General features: G+C 65.4%; 12 protein-coding genes. 8 read left to right on the top strand and 4 right to left on the bottom strand.

Annotation, left to right across the window (positions count from 1 at the left end):
* Positions 1-310 precede the first annotated feature (310 nt).
* From chlG to Q8Q80_RS14620, 6 genes are all read left to right on the top strand, one after another.
* Positions 311-1,192, top strand: a complete 882-nt coding sequence (chlG, locus tag Q8Q80_RS14645) for a chlorophyll synthase ChlG (protein WP_305633619.1) — start codon at positions 311-313, stop codon at positions 1,190-1,192.
* A gap of 1 nt (position 1,193) precedes the next feature.
* On the top strand, positions 1,194-2,564 hold the full coding sequence (locus Q8Q80_RS14640) for a BCD family MFS transporter (RefSeq protein ID WP_305633618.1): 1,371 nt from the start codon (positions 1,194-1,196) through the stop codon (positions 2,562-2,564).
* Between the two features lie 2 nt (positions 2,565-2,566).
* A complete protein-coding gene (locus tag Q8Q80_RS14635; RefSeq protein WP_305633617.1) occupies positions 2,567-3,751 on the top strand; it encodes a geranylgeranyl diphosphate reductase in 1,185 nt (394 codons plus the stop codon).
* A gap of 72 nt (positions 3,752-3,823) precedes the next feature.
* Positions 3,824-3,946, top strand: a complete 123-nt coding sequence (locus Q8Q80_RS14630; protein ID WP_305633616.1) for a tryptophan-rich sensory protein — start codon at positions 3,824-3,826, stop codon at positions 3,944-3,946.
* Between the two features lie 315 nt (positions 3,947-4,261).
* The gene (gene ppsR / locus Q8Q80_RS14625; RefSeq protein ID WP_305633615.1) at positions 4,262-5,452 is read left to right on the top strand and encodes a transcriptional regulator PpsR; all 1,191 of its coding nucleotides are present in this window, start codon (positions 4,262-4,264) and stop codon (positions 5,450-5,452) included.
* Positions 5,453-5,486: 34 nt separating this feature from the next.
* The gene (locus Q8Q80_RS14620) at positions 5,487-7,673 is read left to right on the top strand and encodes a GAF domain-containing protein (RefSeq protein WP_371132773.1); all 2,187 of its coding nucleotides are present in this window, start codon (positions 5,487-5,489) and stop codon (positions 7,671-7,673) included.
* 23 nt (positions 7,674-7,696) lie between these two features.
* Here the strand turns inward: Q8Q80_RS14620 and Q8Q80_RS14615 are convergent, their stop codons facing one another.
* Complete coding sequence (locus Q8Q80_RS14615) at positions 7,697-8,347, bottom strand: heme oxygenase (biliverdin-producing) (RefSeq protein ID WP_305633613.1); 651 nt, start codon at positions 8,345-8,347, stop codon at positions 7,697-7,699.
* A 56-nt stretch (positions 8,348-8,403) separates the two neighbouring features.
* On the opposite strand from Q8Q80_RS14615, the gene Q8Q80_RS14610 reads away from it, so the two are divergent.
* Complete coding sequence (locus tag Q8Q80_RS14610) at positions 8,404-8,667, top strand: hypothetical protein (RefSeq protein WP_305633612.1); 264 nt, start codon at positions 8,404-8,406, stop codon at positions 8,665-8,667.
* 56 nt (positions 8,668-8,723) lie between these two features.
* Here the strand turns inward: Q8Q80_RS14610 and Q8Q80_RS14605 are convergent, their stop codons facing one another.
* Positions 8,724-9,233 (bottom strand): PepSY domain-containing protein, encoded by a 510-nt coding sequence (locus Q8Q80_RS14605; protein WP_305633611.1) that lies wholly within the window; start codon positions 9,231-9,233, stop codon positions 8,724-8,726.
* Positions 9,234-9,418: 185 nt separating this feature from the next.
* Positions 9,419-9,877: a hypothetical protein gene (locus tag Q8Q80_RS14600; protein WP_305633620.1), complete on the bottom strand. Its 459-nt coding sequence runs from the start codon at positions 9,875-9,877 to the stop codon at positions 9,419-9,421.
* 327 nt (positions 9,878-10,204) lie between these two features.
* Here Q8Q80_RS14600 and Q8Q80_RS14595 point away from each other — a divergent pair, with 327 nt between their 5' ends.
* Positions 10,205-10,915 (top strand): PEP-CTERM sorting domain-containing protein, encoded by a 711-nt coding sequence (locus Q8Q80_RS14595; RefSeq protein ID WP_305633610.1) that lies wholly within the window; start codon positions 10,205-10,207, stop codon positions 10,913-10,915.
* Here Q8Q80_RS14595 and uvrA read toward each other — a convergent pair.
* The gene (uvrA, locus tag Q8Q80_RS14590; RefSeq protein WP_305633609.1) at positions 10,899-16,706 is read right to left on the bottom strand and encodes an excinuclease ABC subunit UvrA; all 5,808 of its coding nucleotides are present in this window, start codon (positions 16,704-16,706) and stop codon (positions 10,899-10,901) included. The two genes, Q8Q80_RS14595 and uvrA, sit on opposite strands and share 17 nt — an antisense overlap.
* Positions 16,707-16,727 lie beyond the last annotated feature (21 nt).

The raw sequence follows: 16,727 nt of genomic DNA, 5'->3' as shown, positions 1-16,727 counted from the left end.
ATCAGCCCAAAAGTCAGGATATGACCAGATTCAGGCCGCTGTGAACAGTCCCCTGCTATGCCTTTGACCGTGAACGACTTTTTCGATGGCGCTTCCATTTGGCATACCGTTAATTCGACAAATGAGAACACGCCCTAGGGTCTGTTCTGATTTGATTCGTGCGTCACGTTGCCCTTGGGCTGGTCGCGAGCAAGGCACGCGACGTGCGCGACTCGGGATTTGATGCCATCAAACCTTTGAGTCAATGTAGGCTGACACTGTAGTGTAAGTTTGACTTGACGCTTCGGGGCGTCAAGCCTACTGTTACTGCATGAGTCGCCCATCCCTTTCCGTCGTTGCCGAGTTCCTCAAGCCCATCACCTGGTTTCCGCCGATGTGGGCTTTCGGTTGCGGTGTCGTGGCATCCGGATTGCCTGCTTCCGGGCGCTGGCAGGTTGTCGTGATCGGCATCCTGCTGGCCGGGCCGCTGGTCTGCGCCACCAGCCAGGCGGTCAATGACTGGTTCGACCGCCACGTCGACGCCATCAACGAACCCAACCGCCCGATACCGTCCGGTCGCATGCCCGGTTACTGGGGGCTCTACATCGCCATCGGCTGGACCGTGCTGTCGCTGATGGTCGCGGCGACGCTGGGCGTATGGGGCTTCGGCGCTGCGGTGATCGGCCTGCTGCTGGCCTGGGCTTACAGCGCACCGCCATTCCGCCTGAAACAGAACGGCTGGTGGGGCAATACCGCGTGCGCCATCTGTTACGAGGGGCTGGCCTGGGTCACCGGTGCCGCCGTGATGGCCGGCGGTGCCATGCCGGACATGCGCAGCCTGCTGCTGGCCGGTCTGTACAGCGCGGGTGCGCACGGCATCATGACGCTGAACGATTTCAAGTCGGTCGAAGGTGATACCCGCATGGGCATCGGCTCGCTGCCGGTCAAGCTCGGTGTGGTGAACGCCGGACGCGTCGCCTGCGTGGTCATGGTGGTGCCGCAACTTTTCGTCGTTGCCCTGCTTTCCCACTGGGGCGCCATGGGCCACGCAATGGTGGTCGGTCTGCTGCTGGCGATACAGGTGATGCTGATGGTGCGCCTGCTCGACAGCCCGCGCGAACGCGCCCCCTGGTACAACGGTACCGGCATCACGCTGTACGTTGCCGGCATGCTGGTCAGTGCGTTTGCGCTGCGTGCGGTGGCGGAGGTCTGACATGCCCCGACTCGGCTGGCTCGGCATCTTCCGTCTCGGTCTGGTCCAGACCGCGCTCGGCGCCATCGTGGTGCTGACCACGTCGACACTGAACCGCGTCATGGTGGTCGAACTGGCCCTGCCGGCGATGCTGCCAGGTGTGCTGGTGGCATTGCACTACATGGTGCAGATGCTGCGCCCGCGCATGGGCCACGGTTCCGACGTCGGCGGGCGGCGCACACCGTGGATAGTCGGTGGCATGGCGGTGCTTGCTGCGGGCGGTACGCTGGCCGCCGTGGCCACTGCCTGGATGGCGACCGAACAGGGGGCCGGCGTCGCGCTGGCGGTGTTCGCCTTTCTGCTGATCGGCGCGGGCGTGGGCTCGGCCGGCACCTCGCTGCTGGTGCTGCTCGCCAAGCGGGTCGATCCGACCCGTCGAGCCGCCGCGGCAACCGTGGTGTGGATGATGATGATCCTCGGCTTCGCACTGACGGCCGGCATCACCGGAAAACTGCTCGATCCGTTCACCACGCTGCGACTGGTCCAGGTCGTCGCAGCCACTTCGCTGATCGCCTTCGTCGTTGCGCTGCTTGCGGTGCGCGGTGTCGAAGGTCACTCGACGGCGCCTCGCGCTGTCACCGATGTTGTGTCACCCGAACAGACCGCTGCACCGTTCCGAACCCCATTTCGCGCTGCGCTCGCCCAGGTCTGGGGTGAGTCGCAAGCGCGTCTTTTTACGATATTCGTATTCGTATCGATGCTCGCCTACAGCGCGCAGGATCTGATACTCGAGCCGTTCGCCGGCACGGTGTTCGGCTATACGCCCGGTGAATCCACCCAGCTCGCCGGATTGCAGCATGGCGGCGTGTTCGCCGGCATGCTGCTGGTCGCCCTGATGGGCAGCGTGTTCGGCGGTCGGCAGATCGGCTCGCTGAAGGTATGGACGGTGGGCGGCTGCATCGCGTCGGCGCTTGCGTTGTTCGGTCTGGCGGCCGGCGGTTTCATGAGCGGCGACTGGCCGCTGCGCGAAACGGTATTCGCGCTCGGTGTGGCCAATGGCGCCTTCGCCGTCGCCGCCATCGCTTCGATGATGAGTCTGGCCGGTGCCGGTGGTGCCGGACGCGAAGGCGTGCGCATGGGTCTGTGGGGGGCCGCGCAGGCGATCGCATTCGGCCTCGGTGGCTTTGCCGGCACGGTGGCGATCGACGTCACGCGCGCCTTCATCGAATCTCCGGGTTTTGCCTACGCACTGGTATTTGCCTGCGAAGGCGTGCTGTTCGTCGTGTCTGCCGTCATGGCGCTGCGCATCGCCGCTGCGCCGGTCAAGGGTGCGGCGCGTGATCCGCGGGTGGCAGATCCGCCATTCATGTCCGGTATCGAAGGGAAGGCTTAGTCATGGCAAGCATGGAAAATTTCGACGTGGTGGTGGTGGGCGGCGGACCCGCAGGTTCGACCGCAGCGACCGATCTGGCCCGTCTGGGTCACACGGTGCTGCTGCTCGATCGCGCCGGACGCATCAAACCCTGTGGCGGGGCGATTCCGCCGCGACTGATTGAGGAGTTTGCAATTCCCGACGAGCAACTGGTCGCCAAGGCGCGTTCGGCGCGGATGATTTCACCGTCCGGCCGCAAAGCAGACATGCCGATCGAGGGCGGGTTTGTCGGCATGGTCGACCGCGAGCAGTTCGATGAGTACTTGCGTTGCCGCGCCAGTCTGGCGGGTGCGCATCGCCGCACGGGCACCTTCGACCGGGTCGAGCGCGATGACGACGGCCGGGCCATCGTGCATTTCCGCAGCGATGAAGCGGAAACCGGAACAGTGGGTGTGCGCGCCCGCGCCATCATCGGCGCAGACGGCGCATTGTCGGCGGTCGGGCGCCAGTGCGTGCCGGGTGCCGACGAGGTGCCGTGCGTGTTTGCGTATCACGAAATCGTCCGCTCACCTAAGCAGGACTTCGACGGCAGTCGCTGCGACGTGTATTACCAGGGCCAATTGTCACCCGATTTCTACGGCTGGGTCTTTCCGCATGGCGATACGACCAGTATCGGCACCGGCACGGCGACCAAGGGCTTCTCGATCCGTCAGGGCACCACTGCGCTGCGCGAGGCGGCCGGTCTCACCGGAGCCGAAACCATCCGCCGCGAAGGCGCTCCGATTCCGATGAAGCCGCTGCGCAAGTGGGACAACGGCCGCGATGTCGTGCTCGCCGGCGACGCAGCGGGTGTTGTCGCGCCAGCGTCCGGCGAGGGGCTGTATTACGCGATGACCGGTGGCCGGCTGGCGGCCGAAGCGGTGGACAGCTTTCTCCAAACGGGTGACGCGCGCGCGCTGGCAACGGCGCGCAAGCGCTTCATGAAGGCGCATGGCCGGGTGTTCATGATCCTCGGCATCATGCAGCGCTTCTGGTACGCCAGCGACAAGCGGCGCGAACGTTTCGTCAGCATCTGCCGCGATCCGGATGTGCAGCACCTGACGTGGCAGGCCTATATGCACAAGAAGCTGGTCAAGGCGAAGCCGATGGCCCATGCGCGCATCTTCTTCAAGGATCTGGCTCACTTGTGCGGCATCGTGTCGCCGTGAACACGTTCGCCGCCGCCGCGCGTTGGCAACCTGTTGTTGCGGCCGCTTTTGCGGCGATGCGGCGGACTCAACGTGTTGTGGAGTGCGCTGTTCTTTAATTTCAAGCGGCCGGACTGGGCGCTCCATGAAGCCGGCCTGCTCTGGCTGTCCGTTGCGTGGCTGGTCGACCTGAATGCGCCGTTCAAGGCACATTGACCGGATCAATATCGATGTTTTCGATCGTTCATATTCTCTGATATGTATTTCTTGACGAGTTACCGTAGCATGCAAGGATGTGGTGTGAAGGATTAAGGGGCACCGTCTTGTCGGACATGACATCAGCCCGCTGGCCAGGCTGCGCAATGGCGCGCGCGGCGTGCGGAGAACGCTGATGCAGTGCGCGGGTGCTTCTGTGCAGACTTCTGCGACCCGTCCCTGTGACATGCCGTGCCCCCCGGTAGGCGCCGGGTTTTGCCATTCATGCAGGTTCGCACGCTGTGCTTTGCGACTGCGTTCATCCGGTTCCGTACCATGGACAAGCTACCGAACGACCCGGGCGATCTGAGCGCATTTTCGGAGGTCGCCCCCGAACTGGCCGACATGCTGGTGTCGGTCACCAGTGATATTGCACTCGTGCTCGACGACAAGGGCTTCATCCGCAGCGTCGCGCTGGGCGGTGCGGAACCCGTCAGCGCCACCGCCAGTGAGTGGCTGGGCCGCCAACTGGTCGATACGGTGACGAGCGACACCCGTCGCAAGGTCGAAGAATTGCTGCGCGAAGCCAATGTGGCAGGCGTGTCGCGCACACGTCACATCAATCATCCTTCCGCTGCCGGCGCCGACATTCCGGTTGCCTACACGGCAGTGCGGCTCGGTCAATCCGGCCCGCTGCTGGTCGCCGGACGTGACCTGCGCGCCGTGTCGGTCATGCAGCAACGTCTGGTCGACGCGCAGCAATCGATGGAACGCGATTACTGGCGCATGCGCCAGGCGGAAACCCGCTATCGCCTGCTGTTCCAGATTGCCACCGACGCGGTCCTGATCATCGACGCCGATACCTTGCACGTGATCGACGCCAACCGCGCCGCTGCGCGCATGTTCGGCTGCTCGGTGCAGGACATGCCGGGCCGTCAGGCCACCGAGGGTGTCGCGCCGGCTTCGCTCGGCACGCTGGAAGAACTGCTCGGCACCGTGCGTGTGTCAGGCCGCCCGGGCGAGGCCCATGTCACGTTGTCGGGGCTTGGTGGCGCCATCCATGTATGGGTGTCGCCGCTGCGTGGCGAAGGACAGAGCCTGTTGCTGCTGCGTGCCACACCCGATGGCAGCTCGCCGCTCACTGCGCCCGACGACCCGTTGCTGCCCGAACTGATGCGCCTCACCCCTGACGCCATCGTGTTCACCACTGAACAGGGCATGTTGCTGAGCATGAACGCTGCGTTTGCCGAGCTGGTCAAGATTTCGGCTGACAAGGACGTGCAGGGTCGTTCGCTCGGCGATTGGCTGGAACGCGACGGTGGTGGTTTCACGAATCTGCTCGGCAGTGTGTGCCGCTCAGGCGTAAGACGAATGGGTGCGCGCCTGTGGGACGAGAAGGGCATGTCCACGGATATTGAACTGTCAGCCGTATTGATCCATAACGGAGACAGGAACAGTATCGGTTTCATCATTCGCGCGGTGCAGCCGCGTGGCCCCGGTGCGCCGCATCCGGGCAGCGTGCACTGAACACCGCTCAGCCCGCGGTGGCGGGAGATCCGTGTTGAACGACCCGACATTCAGCCCGGCTTTCGGTCAGGCTGACCTGACCAATTGCGAACGCGAGTTGATCCACCTGGCCGGATCGATCCAGCCGCACGGTGTGCTGCTGGTCGTCCGCCGCACGGATGGCATCATCGTCCAGGCGAGCGACAACGTCGCGCACTGGCTGGGTGTGGCCCACCACCAGCTGCTCGGCCGTACGCTCGATGCGCTGGGCGGCTCGCTTGCCCGGCGTGTTGCCGAATTGGCGGATACGCTGGTTGCGGATGAACTGACCGCGTTTCACTGCGACATCGGCGGAACGGGTGCGAATGCCGGAGGTGTGTTCGAAGGCATGGCGCATCTCGGCCAGTCCGGCACGTTGATCGTCGAAATGGAATCCGCCGGGTCCGATACCGAATCGATCGACGAGGGAGCGCAGGCTTTGCTCGCGGCGTCGGTGCGGCGCTTCAGCGAAGCGCTCAGCATTGCCGCGTTGTCCGATGCAGTGGTCCAGTCGATCCGCGAACTGACCGGCTACGACCGCGTGATGGTGTATCGCTTCGACGACGAGGGTCACGGCGAAATCGTCGCCGAGGCGCGCGAGGCGAAGCTTGATTCCCTGCTTGGTCATCGCTACCCGGCGACCGACATCCCGCAGCGCGCGCGCGAGCTTTATGTGCGCAACCGCGTGCGTGTGCTGGTCGATGCGGGCTACAAGCCAGCGGCCGTACTGCCGCGCTGCGCGCCGGACACTGGCGAAGAGCTCGACATGTCGAGCTGCCATCTGCGCAGCATGTCGCCGCTGCACATCCAGTATCTGCAGAACATGGGCGTGACCGCCACCCTCGTGGTGTCGCTCGTGCGCGAGGGCAAGCTGTGGGGGCTGATTGCCTGTCATCACTATTCGCCACGGCACGTCCGCTATGCACAGCGTGCGGCGGTCGATCTGCTGGCTGAAGTGGTGTCGACCCGGATCGCCGCGATCGAAAACTACGTGCGCACCCAGGTCGATGTGCTGGTGCGCAGCCTCGAACTGCGCCTGATCGAAGCCACCTCGACCGAAGGCGACTGGCGCCTCGCACTGGTGCGAAACCCGCGCACCTTGCTGCAGCCGCTCGACGCAAGCGGCGCCGCACTGTTCCATGAAGGCGAATTGCTGACCGTGGGTGACGTGCCATCGACCGTTGAATTGCGTGCGCTGTCGCGCTGGGTTGCCGGCGAAATGCGGCAGTCGCTGTTCAGCTGTGCGTCGGTCGCTCGGGTGCATCCGCCGCTGGCATCCCTGACACCGGTGGTATGCGGGGTGCTCGCGATCGAACTGTCGTCGTCCGGGCAGGATTTCCTGATGTGGTTCCGGCGCGAACAGTCGGCCACGATCGTCTGGGCGGGCGATCCCGCCAAACCCTTCGTCGACAACGATCCGCTCACGCTGTCGCCACGGCGCTCCTTTGCCGCCTGGTCGGAAATCGTGCGTGGCACGGCGGCTTCGTGGAGCCGTGCCGATCTTGCACTCGCGCGCGCCATCGGTACCACGCTGCGCGACGTCATCCTGCAGACGCAGGCCGTCAGCCTGTTGATCGCGCAACACCAGCTCGATCGATTCCGCGGTGCCGTCGAAACGTCGGACGAGCCGGTGCTGGTCGCCAATGCGCAGGGGCGCGTGCTGTTCCAGAGCGTGGCTTTCGCGGCGCTGTTCAATACCTCGCCGCCTCGTGTGCGCACACTCGACGATATGTGCGACCTGTTCGTCGTACCGGCCCAGGTGCGCGACGTCGTCGGCAACCTCGTCCGCGAGCGCGACTCCTGGCGCGGCGAATGGCAGCTGTGCGCCGGCGCTGGCCAGACCGTGGCGCTGGGGGTCAGGGCAGACACGATTCCCGGTGCCGGTGGATCGGTACTGGGCTACATCATCATCTTCACCGACCTGACCGACACCAAGCGTACGGAAGCCGCGCGGCGGCATCTCGAACAGTCGCTCAGCGAAGCCGGTCGTGCCGGCATCGGCCGCGATCCGGCCATGCCGTTGCGGCGCGAGCCGGACGAGGTGGTGGGCGCCATTCTTGCCAATGCCAGTGTGGCGGCCATGGAGCTGACCGACACGGCGGCGTCGATGCCGGTGGCGACGCTCATCGAGGAACTGGAAGCGTCCGCCACCCGCGCCGCCGCGCTGTACGGCAAGTTGCGCGCGTTCACACGGGAGCACTGACAGCGGTTGGCGAACGGTGCGAGTCAGCCGGACAGCGCTGCCGCCAGTTCGTCGAACATCGCGATGTGCCGCCGAAATCCGGATTGCGCCTCGGCCACCAGTGCATCGATGCGCGGCCCATCCTGCGGCAGCCTGTCGAGTCCGTCGCGGTAGCGACGGATCAGACTGCCCACCTCGCCGTCGAACGCGTAAAAGCGCATGCCCCGGCCATGCTGCAGATGCAGTGCTCCGGCCACCACACGCCCGAGCACCTGACCGCCGTGCAAGTCACCCAGATGACGCACATAGGAGTGCGCGGCGAGCAGCGCCGGCTGGTCGCTCGACAGCGCCTTCAGATGGGCCGCGTAGTCAATCGCCGCCGGGCTCGGCAGGATGTCGTCTGACCAGCTGCTGCCATGCAACGCGCACAGGTCGTCGTGCAGCGCCGCGGTGCGCGCAAGTTCCGGCAGGCACAGCGGCGCGATGTCCGGTCGTCGGGCGTGCCGCGCCAGTCCGTTTTCAAGTGCGTCATACAGCAGGTGAAGGCTGCGCAGCAGGCTGCAGTAGGTGCGCGTGTCGATGCGGCCCTGCAGCAGCCGGGCCATCAGGCCGCTGCGTTCGGCGAGCCGATGCAGCTGTGCGGTGTCATTACGCAGTCGCGCTGCGAGACCGGCGGTGACAAAAGCTCCATGCATCCGGAAATGATAACGTGCGCGGCCGGCACAGCTGCGGAGGAAAAATGGCGGAGTGGATGTCCGATGGACGATGGATCGATCTGATCGTGGCGCTCGTGCTGATCGAGTGGCTGGCGTTCGCCGTCTGGCATCGCCGCACCGGGCAGGGCCTGTCTGGCGGCAAGCTGCTGCCCAATCTCGCGGCCGGGCTGTGCCTGATGCTGGCACTGCGCTCGGCACTGACCGATGCATCGTGGCTGTGGGTCGCGCTGTTCGTCGCGCTGTCAGGGGCGGCGCACGTCGCCGACCTGTGGTGCCGCTGGCCACGCCGGCAGGGCTGACCCGGGGGACGGCCGTTGGTGCGACGGCCGGCGGGCGCCGGGCCGCCGCTGCCGGCTTACTCCTTGCCGATCTGCCAGACTTCGACCGCCTGCGACACGATGGCGCCGCTCTCGGTATCGACTTCCAGCTTCACTTCCTTGCCGTCGGCGGTCTTGATGTCGAATTCGTACGACGCCTTGCCGTCCGGCTCGATTTCGTATTCGACTTCGACGATCTCACCCGGCACCTTCTTCAGCGCGATTTCGCGCGCTTGCGCCTCGGTTACCTTGGCACCGGAGAACTTCGGGTGGTCCTTGGTCACTTCCTCTTCGATTTCGACGACCTTGCCGGTCTTGCCACTGCATTCGACGTCCCATGCCTTGCCGTCGGCAGTTTCGATATCGAATTCGTATACGTGGCCTTCGCCTTCTTCCTTCTTCAGCTCGACCTTGACGATGGTGCCGTCCTTGGCCTTCAGGGCCGACTTCATGCATTTTTCAAAGCCGGCGGCGGTTTTCGGCACGTCGGCTGCATGGACGATGCTGGCAGAGGCCAGCAGGGCGACGGCGAGTGCAGTCAGTTTCATGGAATTCTCCTGGAGGATGGGAAAGCCGGTCAGCATGTTGCGCTGCGACAACCGAAGTCTACCCAAGGTTGGGAGGAATTCCCGGAATGGTGGCAAGAACGGGAAATTCTCCCTTATAAAACGGGAAAAAATCCCTGTATCAGCGTGGCTGATGGGTGCCATCAATTGCTGTTGCGAAGCAGCAATCAGTTGCCGCGGCCGTTCCCTTTACCATGCGAGCCCTTGTCGGGCTTGCCGCCACGGCGATCGTCATCATGGTCGTGGCGATCCCCGCGTCGTTCGTCGTGGTGCCCATCCTTGCCGCGATTGCGCTCCCGTTCCTGGTAGCGCGGCACGTACACCGAGTTGTACCAGCTGTCCTGCACGAAATACACCGGGCGGCCGCAGGCATCATAGCGACCGCAGTGCTTGCGCCAGTTTTTCGCGTGACCCGGCGGTACATGCATATATACAGGCGGTGCGACCGCCGGCCCGCGCACGATGATCCGGGGTTCGGCATAGATCAGGCGCGGTCTTGGATAGTCGCCGATATCGATATGACCGTAGAAGCCGGGCTGTCCGATCGTGACCGAAACGCCGACATCGGCCGCCAGGGCGGATGAGGCCGAGACAGCGAGTGCGGCAGCCAGCAATAATGTCTTCATGGTGTGCAAGTCCTGTTGTGATCGAGTTCTGATAACGATCGTGCAGGTGAAACAGCCGTCGGGCTTTTGTTGTTCACCTGCATCAATTCGTAACCGAAGCGCGAAACGCGGTTTCGAGCTACAGCATTCAGTGTGTTTCAAGTGCTCGCTGCAGGCTGTAGGACTGCATGAGGGTCCTGTGCAGCGTTCTCTGACGCTGCAATCCGCAACACGTGGACACCATTGCGCCAAAGTGTGTATCGGCTGCAAGTGTTGAATTTGTCGCTCATTGCTTCATGCGCGAAGTCCGTACTCTCGGTCCATGCAGATTACGGATCAGAGGCCTTCATGAAACAACCGCTCATCAACACCCTTCGTACCTCGCTGGCCCTCGCGCTGATGGCTGCGCTGCCCGCACAGGCCGAACCCATTCTGGTCACCGGCTGGGCATCGCCGGGCCCGGCAGCTGTGGTGCGCATCTCCAATACCGTACCGGCCGTCGATTCTCGCGTGTATGCCGGCGCCTTCGCGACGATGGAAAGTGGCAGCAACACGTTCGCGTCGTGGTGCATCGACATCTTCCAGCGCACACAGATCGGCACCACGGTGACCAATTTTTCACAGGTCACCGGTGAAGCCTACTTCGGCATCCAGACCACGCGTTTCGATCAGCTCGGTCAGCTGGCGACGCTGGCCTACGCCGATGCGCTGAGCAGTGTTACCCACGCCGCGGCCTTCCAGCTCGCGATCTGGGAAATCACCAACGAAACCAGCGGTACGCTCAATGTCGGTGGCGGCAGCTTCAGGGCCTCCAATGCCAATGACGCCATGGTGCTCGCACAAAGCTGGCTTGATGCATTGCCGGACGAGTCGCTGTACGGCTTCAACGTATGGACGAGCAGCACCCACCAGGATCTCGTGGTGTTCGACATGCTTCCGCCCCGCCTGCCGCAGCCCGCGCAGGGTGTTCCGGAACCGGGCACTCTGGCGCTGGCCGCGCTGGGATTCGGCGCGCTGTTTGCCGCGCGTCGTCGCAAGACTTTCAGCGCTGCCGTCTGACGCTGAACCGGGCCAGCGCGTGGGCGGTGTGCGAATCAGTCAGTTGCGCCGCCTGCGCGACCAAAGCCTCCGGTGAGCCGGCGCTCACCACCTGACCGCCACCACCGCCGCCTTCCGGACCGAGGTCGATGATCCAGTCGGCTTCGGCCATCAGATCGAGATCGTGCTCGATCACCACCACGCTGTGACCGGCATCGACCAGCCGGTGCAATACCCCGATCAGCTTCGCGATGTCGGCCATGTGCAGTCCGGTCGTCGGTTCGTCCAGCACATAGAGCGTGTGCGGATTGCCGCGCCCGCGACGCGCGTTCGCCGGGTCGGTCGAGTCAGCGCTGGCCGGTGACTTGGCCAGTTCGGTCACCAGCTTCATGCGCTGTGCCTCGCCGCCGGACAGCGTCGGACTGTGCTGACCCAGCGTCAGATAGCCCAGCCCCACCTCCTGCATCAGCCTGAGCGTTGCCGACAGCGTGCGGTGCGCGGCAAAGAAATCCACCGCTTCGTCCACACTCATCGCCAGCACGTCGGAAATCGACTTGCCGCGCCAGATCACTGCACGTGTTTCGCTGTTGAAGCGCGCACCGCCGCAGGCTTCGCACGGCACCCGCACATCGGGCAGGAAGGACATTTCGATCTGGCGCAGCCCCTGGCCTTCGCACAGCGTGCACCGGCCGGGGCCGGTGTTGAACGAAAAGCGCGCGGCGGTGAAGCCGCGTTCGCGCGCATCCTGCGTTTCGGCGTAGATCTTGCGGATGCCGTCCCAGAAGCCGATGTAGGTGGCCGGGCAGGAGCGCGGCGTCTTGCCGATCGGCGTCTGGTCCACCTCGAGCACACGGCCGAGCGCACCCCAGCCTTCGATGTCTGCGCAACCGATGCAATGGCCGTCGTGGCCGGCCAGCTTCGCCGCGACGTTGTCGCGCAGCACGTCGCGGGCCAGCGACGACTTGCCGGAGCCGGACACACCGGTCATCACGACCAGCCGGCCGAGCGGCACGCGCACGTCCATGCCCTTGAGGTTGTGCAGCGTCGCCGCGCGCACCACGAGTGAAGGCGTGTCGTCCCCGACCGGGCGCCGCGGTACGAAACTGTGCGGCAGCGGGCGCGCCAGGTACTGGCCGGTGATCGACTTCGGCTGCTGCGCCAGCACCGACGCGTGGCCTTCGGCGATCACTTCGCCGCCCAGGCGGCCAGCGCCCGGGCCGAGATCGATCACGTGGTCGGCACGCAGGATGGTGTCTTCGTCGTGTTCGACCACCAGCAGGGTATTGCCCTTGTCGCGCAGCTTCACCAGCGTATCGAGCAGCACCTGGTTGTCGCGCGGATGCAGGCCGATGGTCGGCTCATCCAGCACGTAACACACGCCGCGCAGGTTCGAGCCCAGCTGCGCGGCCAGCCGGATGCGCTGCGCCTCGCCACCGGACAGCGTCGGTGCGGCGCGATCCAGCGACAGATAGCCGAGTCCCACTTCGCTCAGAAAATGCAGCCGGCTGTTCAATTCGCTGACCACGTCACGCGCAATGTCGGCGTCGCGTCCCGCCAGCGTCCAGTTGCCGATTGCCGCCGACAGCGTGCTGACGGGTTGCGCCGTGAGCTGCGCGATCGACTGGCCAAACAGCTTCACATGGCGCGCCACCGGATTCAGCCGTTCGCCGTCGCAGGCCGGGCAGGCTTCAGGTTCCTCCTGCTGCCACTCGTTCCAGGTCGCCTCTTCACCGGTCTGTTCCGCGTCGAAACCGGTCAGCTTCAGACCGGTGCCCATGCACTTCGCACACCAGCCGTGCTTCGAATTGAACGAGAACAGCCGCGGATCGAGTTCCGCGAAACCGGTGCCGCAGCTCGGGCAGGCGCGCTGGGTCGAATACACTTCGACCGCCGGCGCCGGCGCGTCCGGCTGGCCGAGCCGGTCGAGCGGTGCAAGCAGGTGCAGCACACCCTTGCCGTGTTCGAGCGACTGGCGCACCGCGTCGCGCAAGGTCTTTTCGTCGCGCTCGCTGACCACGAAATCGCGGATCGGCAGTTCTATCGTGTGTTCCTTGAAGCGATCCAGCCGCGGCCAGGGCGAGGTCGGCAGGAATTCGCCATCGACCCTCAGGTGGGTGTGGCCGTGCGATTTCGCCCAGCGCGCCAGTTCGGTGTAGTAACCCTTGCGGCTGATGACCAGCGGCGCCAGCAGGCCGATGTGCTGGCCGCGCCGCTCGCGCAGGATGCGCGCCACCATCGCGTCCTCGGTCTGCGGTGCGATCGCGCAGCCGCAGTCCGGACAGTGCTGCACGCCCAGCTTCACGTACATCAGCCGCAGGAAGTGGTAGATCTCGGTCTGTGTCGCCACCGTGCTCTTGCGGCCACCGCGGCTGGTGCGTTGCGCGATCGCCACGGCCGGCGGAATGCCGAACACGCCGTCCACATCCGGCTTGCTTTCCGCCTGCACGAACTGGCGCGCGTAGGCATTCAGCGATTCGAGATAGCGACGCTGGCCTTCGCCGAACACGATGTCGAATGCCAGCGTGGACTTGCCCGAGCCGGACACGCCGGTCACCACGGTGAAGCGGTCGCGCGGGATGTCGACCTCGATGTTCTTCAGATTGTGTTCGCGCGCGCGGTGCACCACGATGCTGTGGGCGGCGCGAGCGCGCAAGCCGGAAGCGTGATCGTAGCTTGCAGGCGCTTCCCTCACCCCGACCCTCTCCCGCTGATGCGGGAGAGGGAGCAAACCGTCGCCCGAACGCCCGTCCTTCTCCCCGATCACCGAAGCCCGCGTCCCGCCCTTCTCCCTCTCCCCGATCACGGGGAGAGGGCCGGGGTGAGGGGCAAAGGTGTCGGTGATGCGATATTCGGCGAGCGCGCGCCCGGTGTGCGAGGCGGCGCAGGTCACGATCTGCGCCGGCGTGCCTTCGAACACGAGCTGGCCGCCGTCCTCACCGGCTTCGGGGCCGAGGTCGATCAGCCAGTCGGCGGCGGCGATGACGTCCAGATTGTGTTCGATCACCAGCACGGTGTGGCCGGCATCCAGCAGTTTCGAAAAGGCGCCAAGCAGGCGTGCGATGTCGTCGAAATGCAGGCCGGTGGTCGGTTCGTCGAGCAGGAACAGCTTGCTGCCGGTGGCCTTGTTCTTCTTCTTCGTGGCCGCTTCGGCGAGGAAGCCGGCCAGCTTGAGCCGCTGCGCCTCGCCGCCGGACAGCGTGGGCACCGGCTGGCCCAGTGTCACGTAATCGAGGCCGACATCGACCAGCGCCTGCAGGCCGGCCATCGCGCTGTCCGCGTAGCGACGGAGTCTGGGTTCAAGGTCGGCGAGGTCGCGCAGCCAGTCCAGCGCATCGCGCACCGTCATCGCCAGCAGGTCGGAAATGCTGCGGCCGTCGAGCGTGATTTCGCGCACCTCGGCGCGGTAGCGCGTGCCGTTGCAGTCGGCGCAGCGCAGATATACGTCGGACAGGAACTGCATTTCGACGTGCTCGAAGCCGGTGCCGCCGCAGGTCGCGCAGCGCCCCTTGCCGGCGTTGAACGAAAAGGTGCCGGCGGTGTAGCCGCGCTGCTTTGCCTCGGCCTGCAGTGCGAACAGTTCGCGCATCGGGTCGAACGCACCGACGTGCGTGACCGGATTCGAGCGCGCGCTCTTGCCGATGGCGGATTGGTCCACCATCACCACGTCGGCGATCTGCCCGACCCCTTCCAGCGCGTCGTGCTCGCCCGCGCTTTCGGTCGGCCGGCCGAAGTGCTTCAGCAGCGCCGGATACAGCACATCCTGGATCAGCGTCGACTTGCCCGAGCCGGATACGCCAGTCACGGCGACCAGATGGCCGAGCGGGATCGCGATGTCGATCCGCTTCAGGTTGTGCGCCCGGGCGCCGACCAGCCTGAGCGTCGGGCTGGTGGTCTTCACCGCCCGCCGGGTGGCGAGCGCGGCATCGACCGTGCGACGCCCGGCAAGGTAGTCGGCGGTCAGCGTGTCGGCCGTCGCGATTCCGGACGGCGGGCCGTCGAACACCACTTCGCCGCCGCGCGAACCGGCGCCGGGGCCGATGTCCAGCAGGCGGTCGGCGTGGCGCATGATCTGCGGATCATGCTCGACCACGACCAGCGTATTGCCGGCGTCCTTGAGACGCCGCATCACGCCGATCACGCGTTCCATGTCGCGCGGGTGCAGACCGATCGACGGCTCGTCGAGCACGAACAGCGTATTCACCAGCGAGGTGCCGAGCGCCGTCGTGAGGTTGATGCGCTGCACCTCGCCGCCGGACAGCGTGCGCGACTGGCGGTCGAGATTCAGGTAGCCGAGGCCGACGGTGCACAGATAGCCGAGCCGGGTGCGGATTTCCGCCAGCAACTCTTCGGTCGCGGTATCGAGCGGCGGCGGCAACTGCAGTGCATCCATCATGGCGCGCAACTTCGACGCCGGCCACTGCATCACGTCGTGGAAGTTGAATGTCCGAGTGTCGAGCGAGTGCTGATGCCCTCGCTCGCCCTCACCCCGGCCCTCTCCCGGGGGGAGAGGGGGACGTTTGACATGTTCCGGCGCTGATGCGCCGGAACATGGAAAGTGGATTTTCCACAGCGCGGCATCAGGCTTGAGCCGGCTGCCGCCGCAGGCGGTGCACGGGGTGTAGGCGCGGTAGCGCGACAGCAGCACCCGGATGTGCATCTTGTAGGCCTTGGTTTCCAGCCACTCGAAAAAGTGGCGCACGCCGTACCAGGTGCCCGGCCAGGACTTCTGCCAGGTTTTCCACTTCACATCGCCTTCGAGCACCCAGCGGCGATGTTCGGCGCTCAGTTCGGCGAACGGCACGTCCATCGGCACGCCGTGTTTCGCCGCCATCTTTTCCAGATCGGTCTGGCATTCGTTGTACGACTCGGTCTGCCAGGGCTTGATCGCGCCACCGGCGAGCGTCTTGCGCTCGTCCGGAACGACCAGTCCGAAGTCGATGCCGATGACGCGCCCGAAACCGCGGCAGGTTTCGCAGGCGCCGAGCGGCGAGTTGAACGAGAAGTGCGCCGGCAGCGCCGGGCTGTAGGCGATGTCGCAGTCGGCGCAGTGCAGGCGGTTGGAAAACGCCCAGCGCGCGGCAGTGGCGCCTTCGGCATCGAGCACCTGCACGTGCATGACGCCCTGACCGAGTCGCAGCGCGGCTTCGACTGCCTCGGCCACGCGCGCACCTTCGGCGCTGGCCGCGCGAAAACGGTCCTGCACCACCTGCAGCGTGCTGCCGTCGCGCGCATGGATGCGCGTGTAGCCCTGGCGCTCCAGCCATCCCTGGATTTCGGCGTCGCTGAAATTGTCCGGCACGGTGACCGGCGCCGTCACCACCAGGCGCGGGTCGCCCGCTTGCGCCGCGCGCGCATTGATCTGCCGCGCGATGTCGTCGGCCGTCTGTTCATGCACCGGCTGGCCGCAGCCGCGGCAGTGCAGCGTGGCGGTACGCGCGAACAGCAGCTTCAGGTGATCGTTCAGTTCGGTCATCGTGCCGACCGTCGAGCGCGAGGTGCGCACCTGATTGCTCTGGTCGATCGCGATGGCCGGTGGCACGCCGGAGATCGAATCGACCTGTGGCGCATCCATGCGGTCGAGGAATTGCCGCGCGTACGGAGAAAAGGTTTCGACATAGCGCCGCTGGCCTTCGGCGTACAGCGTGTCGAACACCAGCGAGGACTTGCCGGAACCGGACACCCCGGTCACCACGGTCAGCAGGCCGAGCGGGAAATCGACATCGATGTTCTTCAGGTTGTTCTGCCGCACGCCACGCAGGCGGATGGCGTCGGTCGGCGCGAGGCCGGCAGGTCGATAGGTTCGGTGCGTCACGGGCGGGCGGTCTGACGGAAG

The organism is Methyloversatilis sp. (assembly GCF_030698125.1).
In the GTDB taxonomy this organism is placed as follows: Bacteria; Pseudomonadota; Gammaproteobacteria; order Burkholderiales; family Rhodocyclaceae; genus Methyloversatilis.
The sequence above is the reverse complement of the archived record's forward strand: the minus strand, read 5'-3'. Positions and strand labels throughout refer to the sequence as shown.

What these genes read in the sequence shown, in the direction of transcription:
- Q8Q80_RS14635 (WP_305633617.1), top strand. Translation starts at nt 2,567, where the DNA reads ATGGCAAGCATGGAAAATTTCGACGTGGTGGTGGTGGGCGGCGGACCC.
- Q8Q80_RS14610 (WP_305633612.1), top strand. Translation starts at nt 8,404, where the DNA reads ATGTCCGATGGACGATGGATCGATCTGATCGTGGCGCTCGTGCTGATC.
- Q8Q80_RS14600 (WP_305633620.1), bottom strand. Translation starts at nt 9,877, where the DNA reads ATGAAGACATTATTGCTGGCTGCCGCACTCGCTGTCTCGGCCTCATCC.
- Q8Q80_RS14605 (WP_305633611.1), bottom strand. Translation starts at nt 9,233, where the DNA reads ATGAAACTGACTGCACTCGCCGTCGCCCTGCTGGCCTCTGCCAGCATC.
- Q8Q80_RS14595 (WP_305633610.1), top strand. Translation starts at nt 10,205, where the DNA reads ATGAAACAACCGCTCATCAACACCCTTCGTACCTCGCTGGCCCTCGCG.
- Q8Q80_RS14615 (WP_305633613.1), bottom strand. Translation starts at nt 8,347, where the DNA reads ATGCATGGAGCTTTTGTCACCGCCGGTCTCGCAGCGCGACTGCGTAAT.
- ppsR (WP_305633615.1), top strand. Translation starts at nt 4,262, where the DNA reads ATGGACAAGCTACCGAACGACCCGGGCGATCTGAGCGCATTTTCGGAG.
- chlG (WP_305633619.1), top strand. Translation starts at nt 311, where the DNA reads ATGAGTCGCCCATCCCTTTCCGTCGTTGCCGAGTTCCTCAAGCCCATC.
- Q8Q80_RS14640 (WP_305633618.1), top strand. Translation starts at nt 1,194, where the DNA reads ATGCCCCGACTCGGCTGGCTCGGCATCTTCCGTCTCGGTCTGGTCCAG.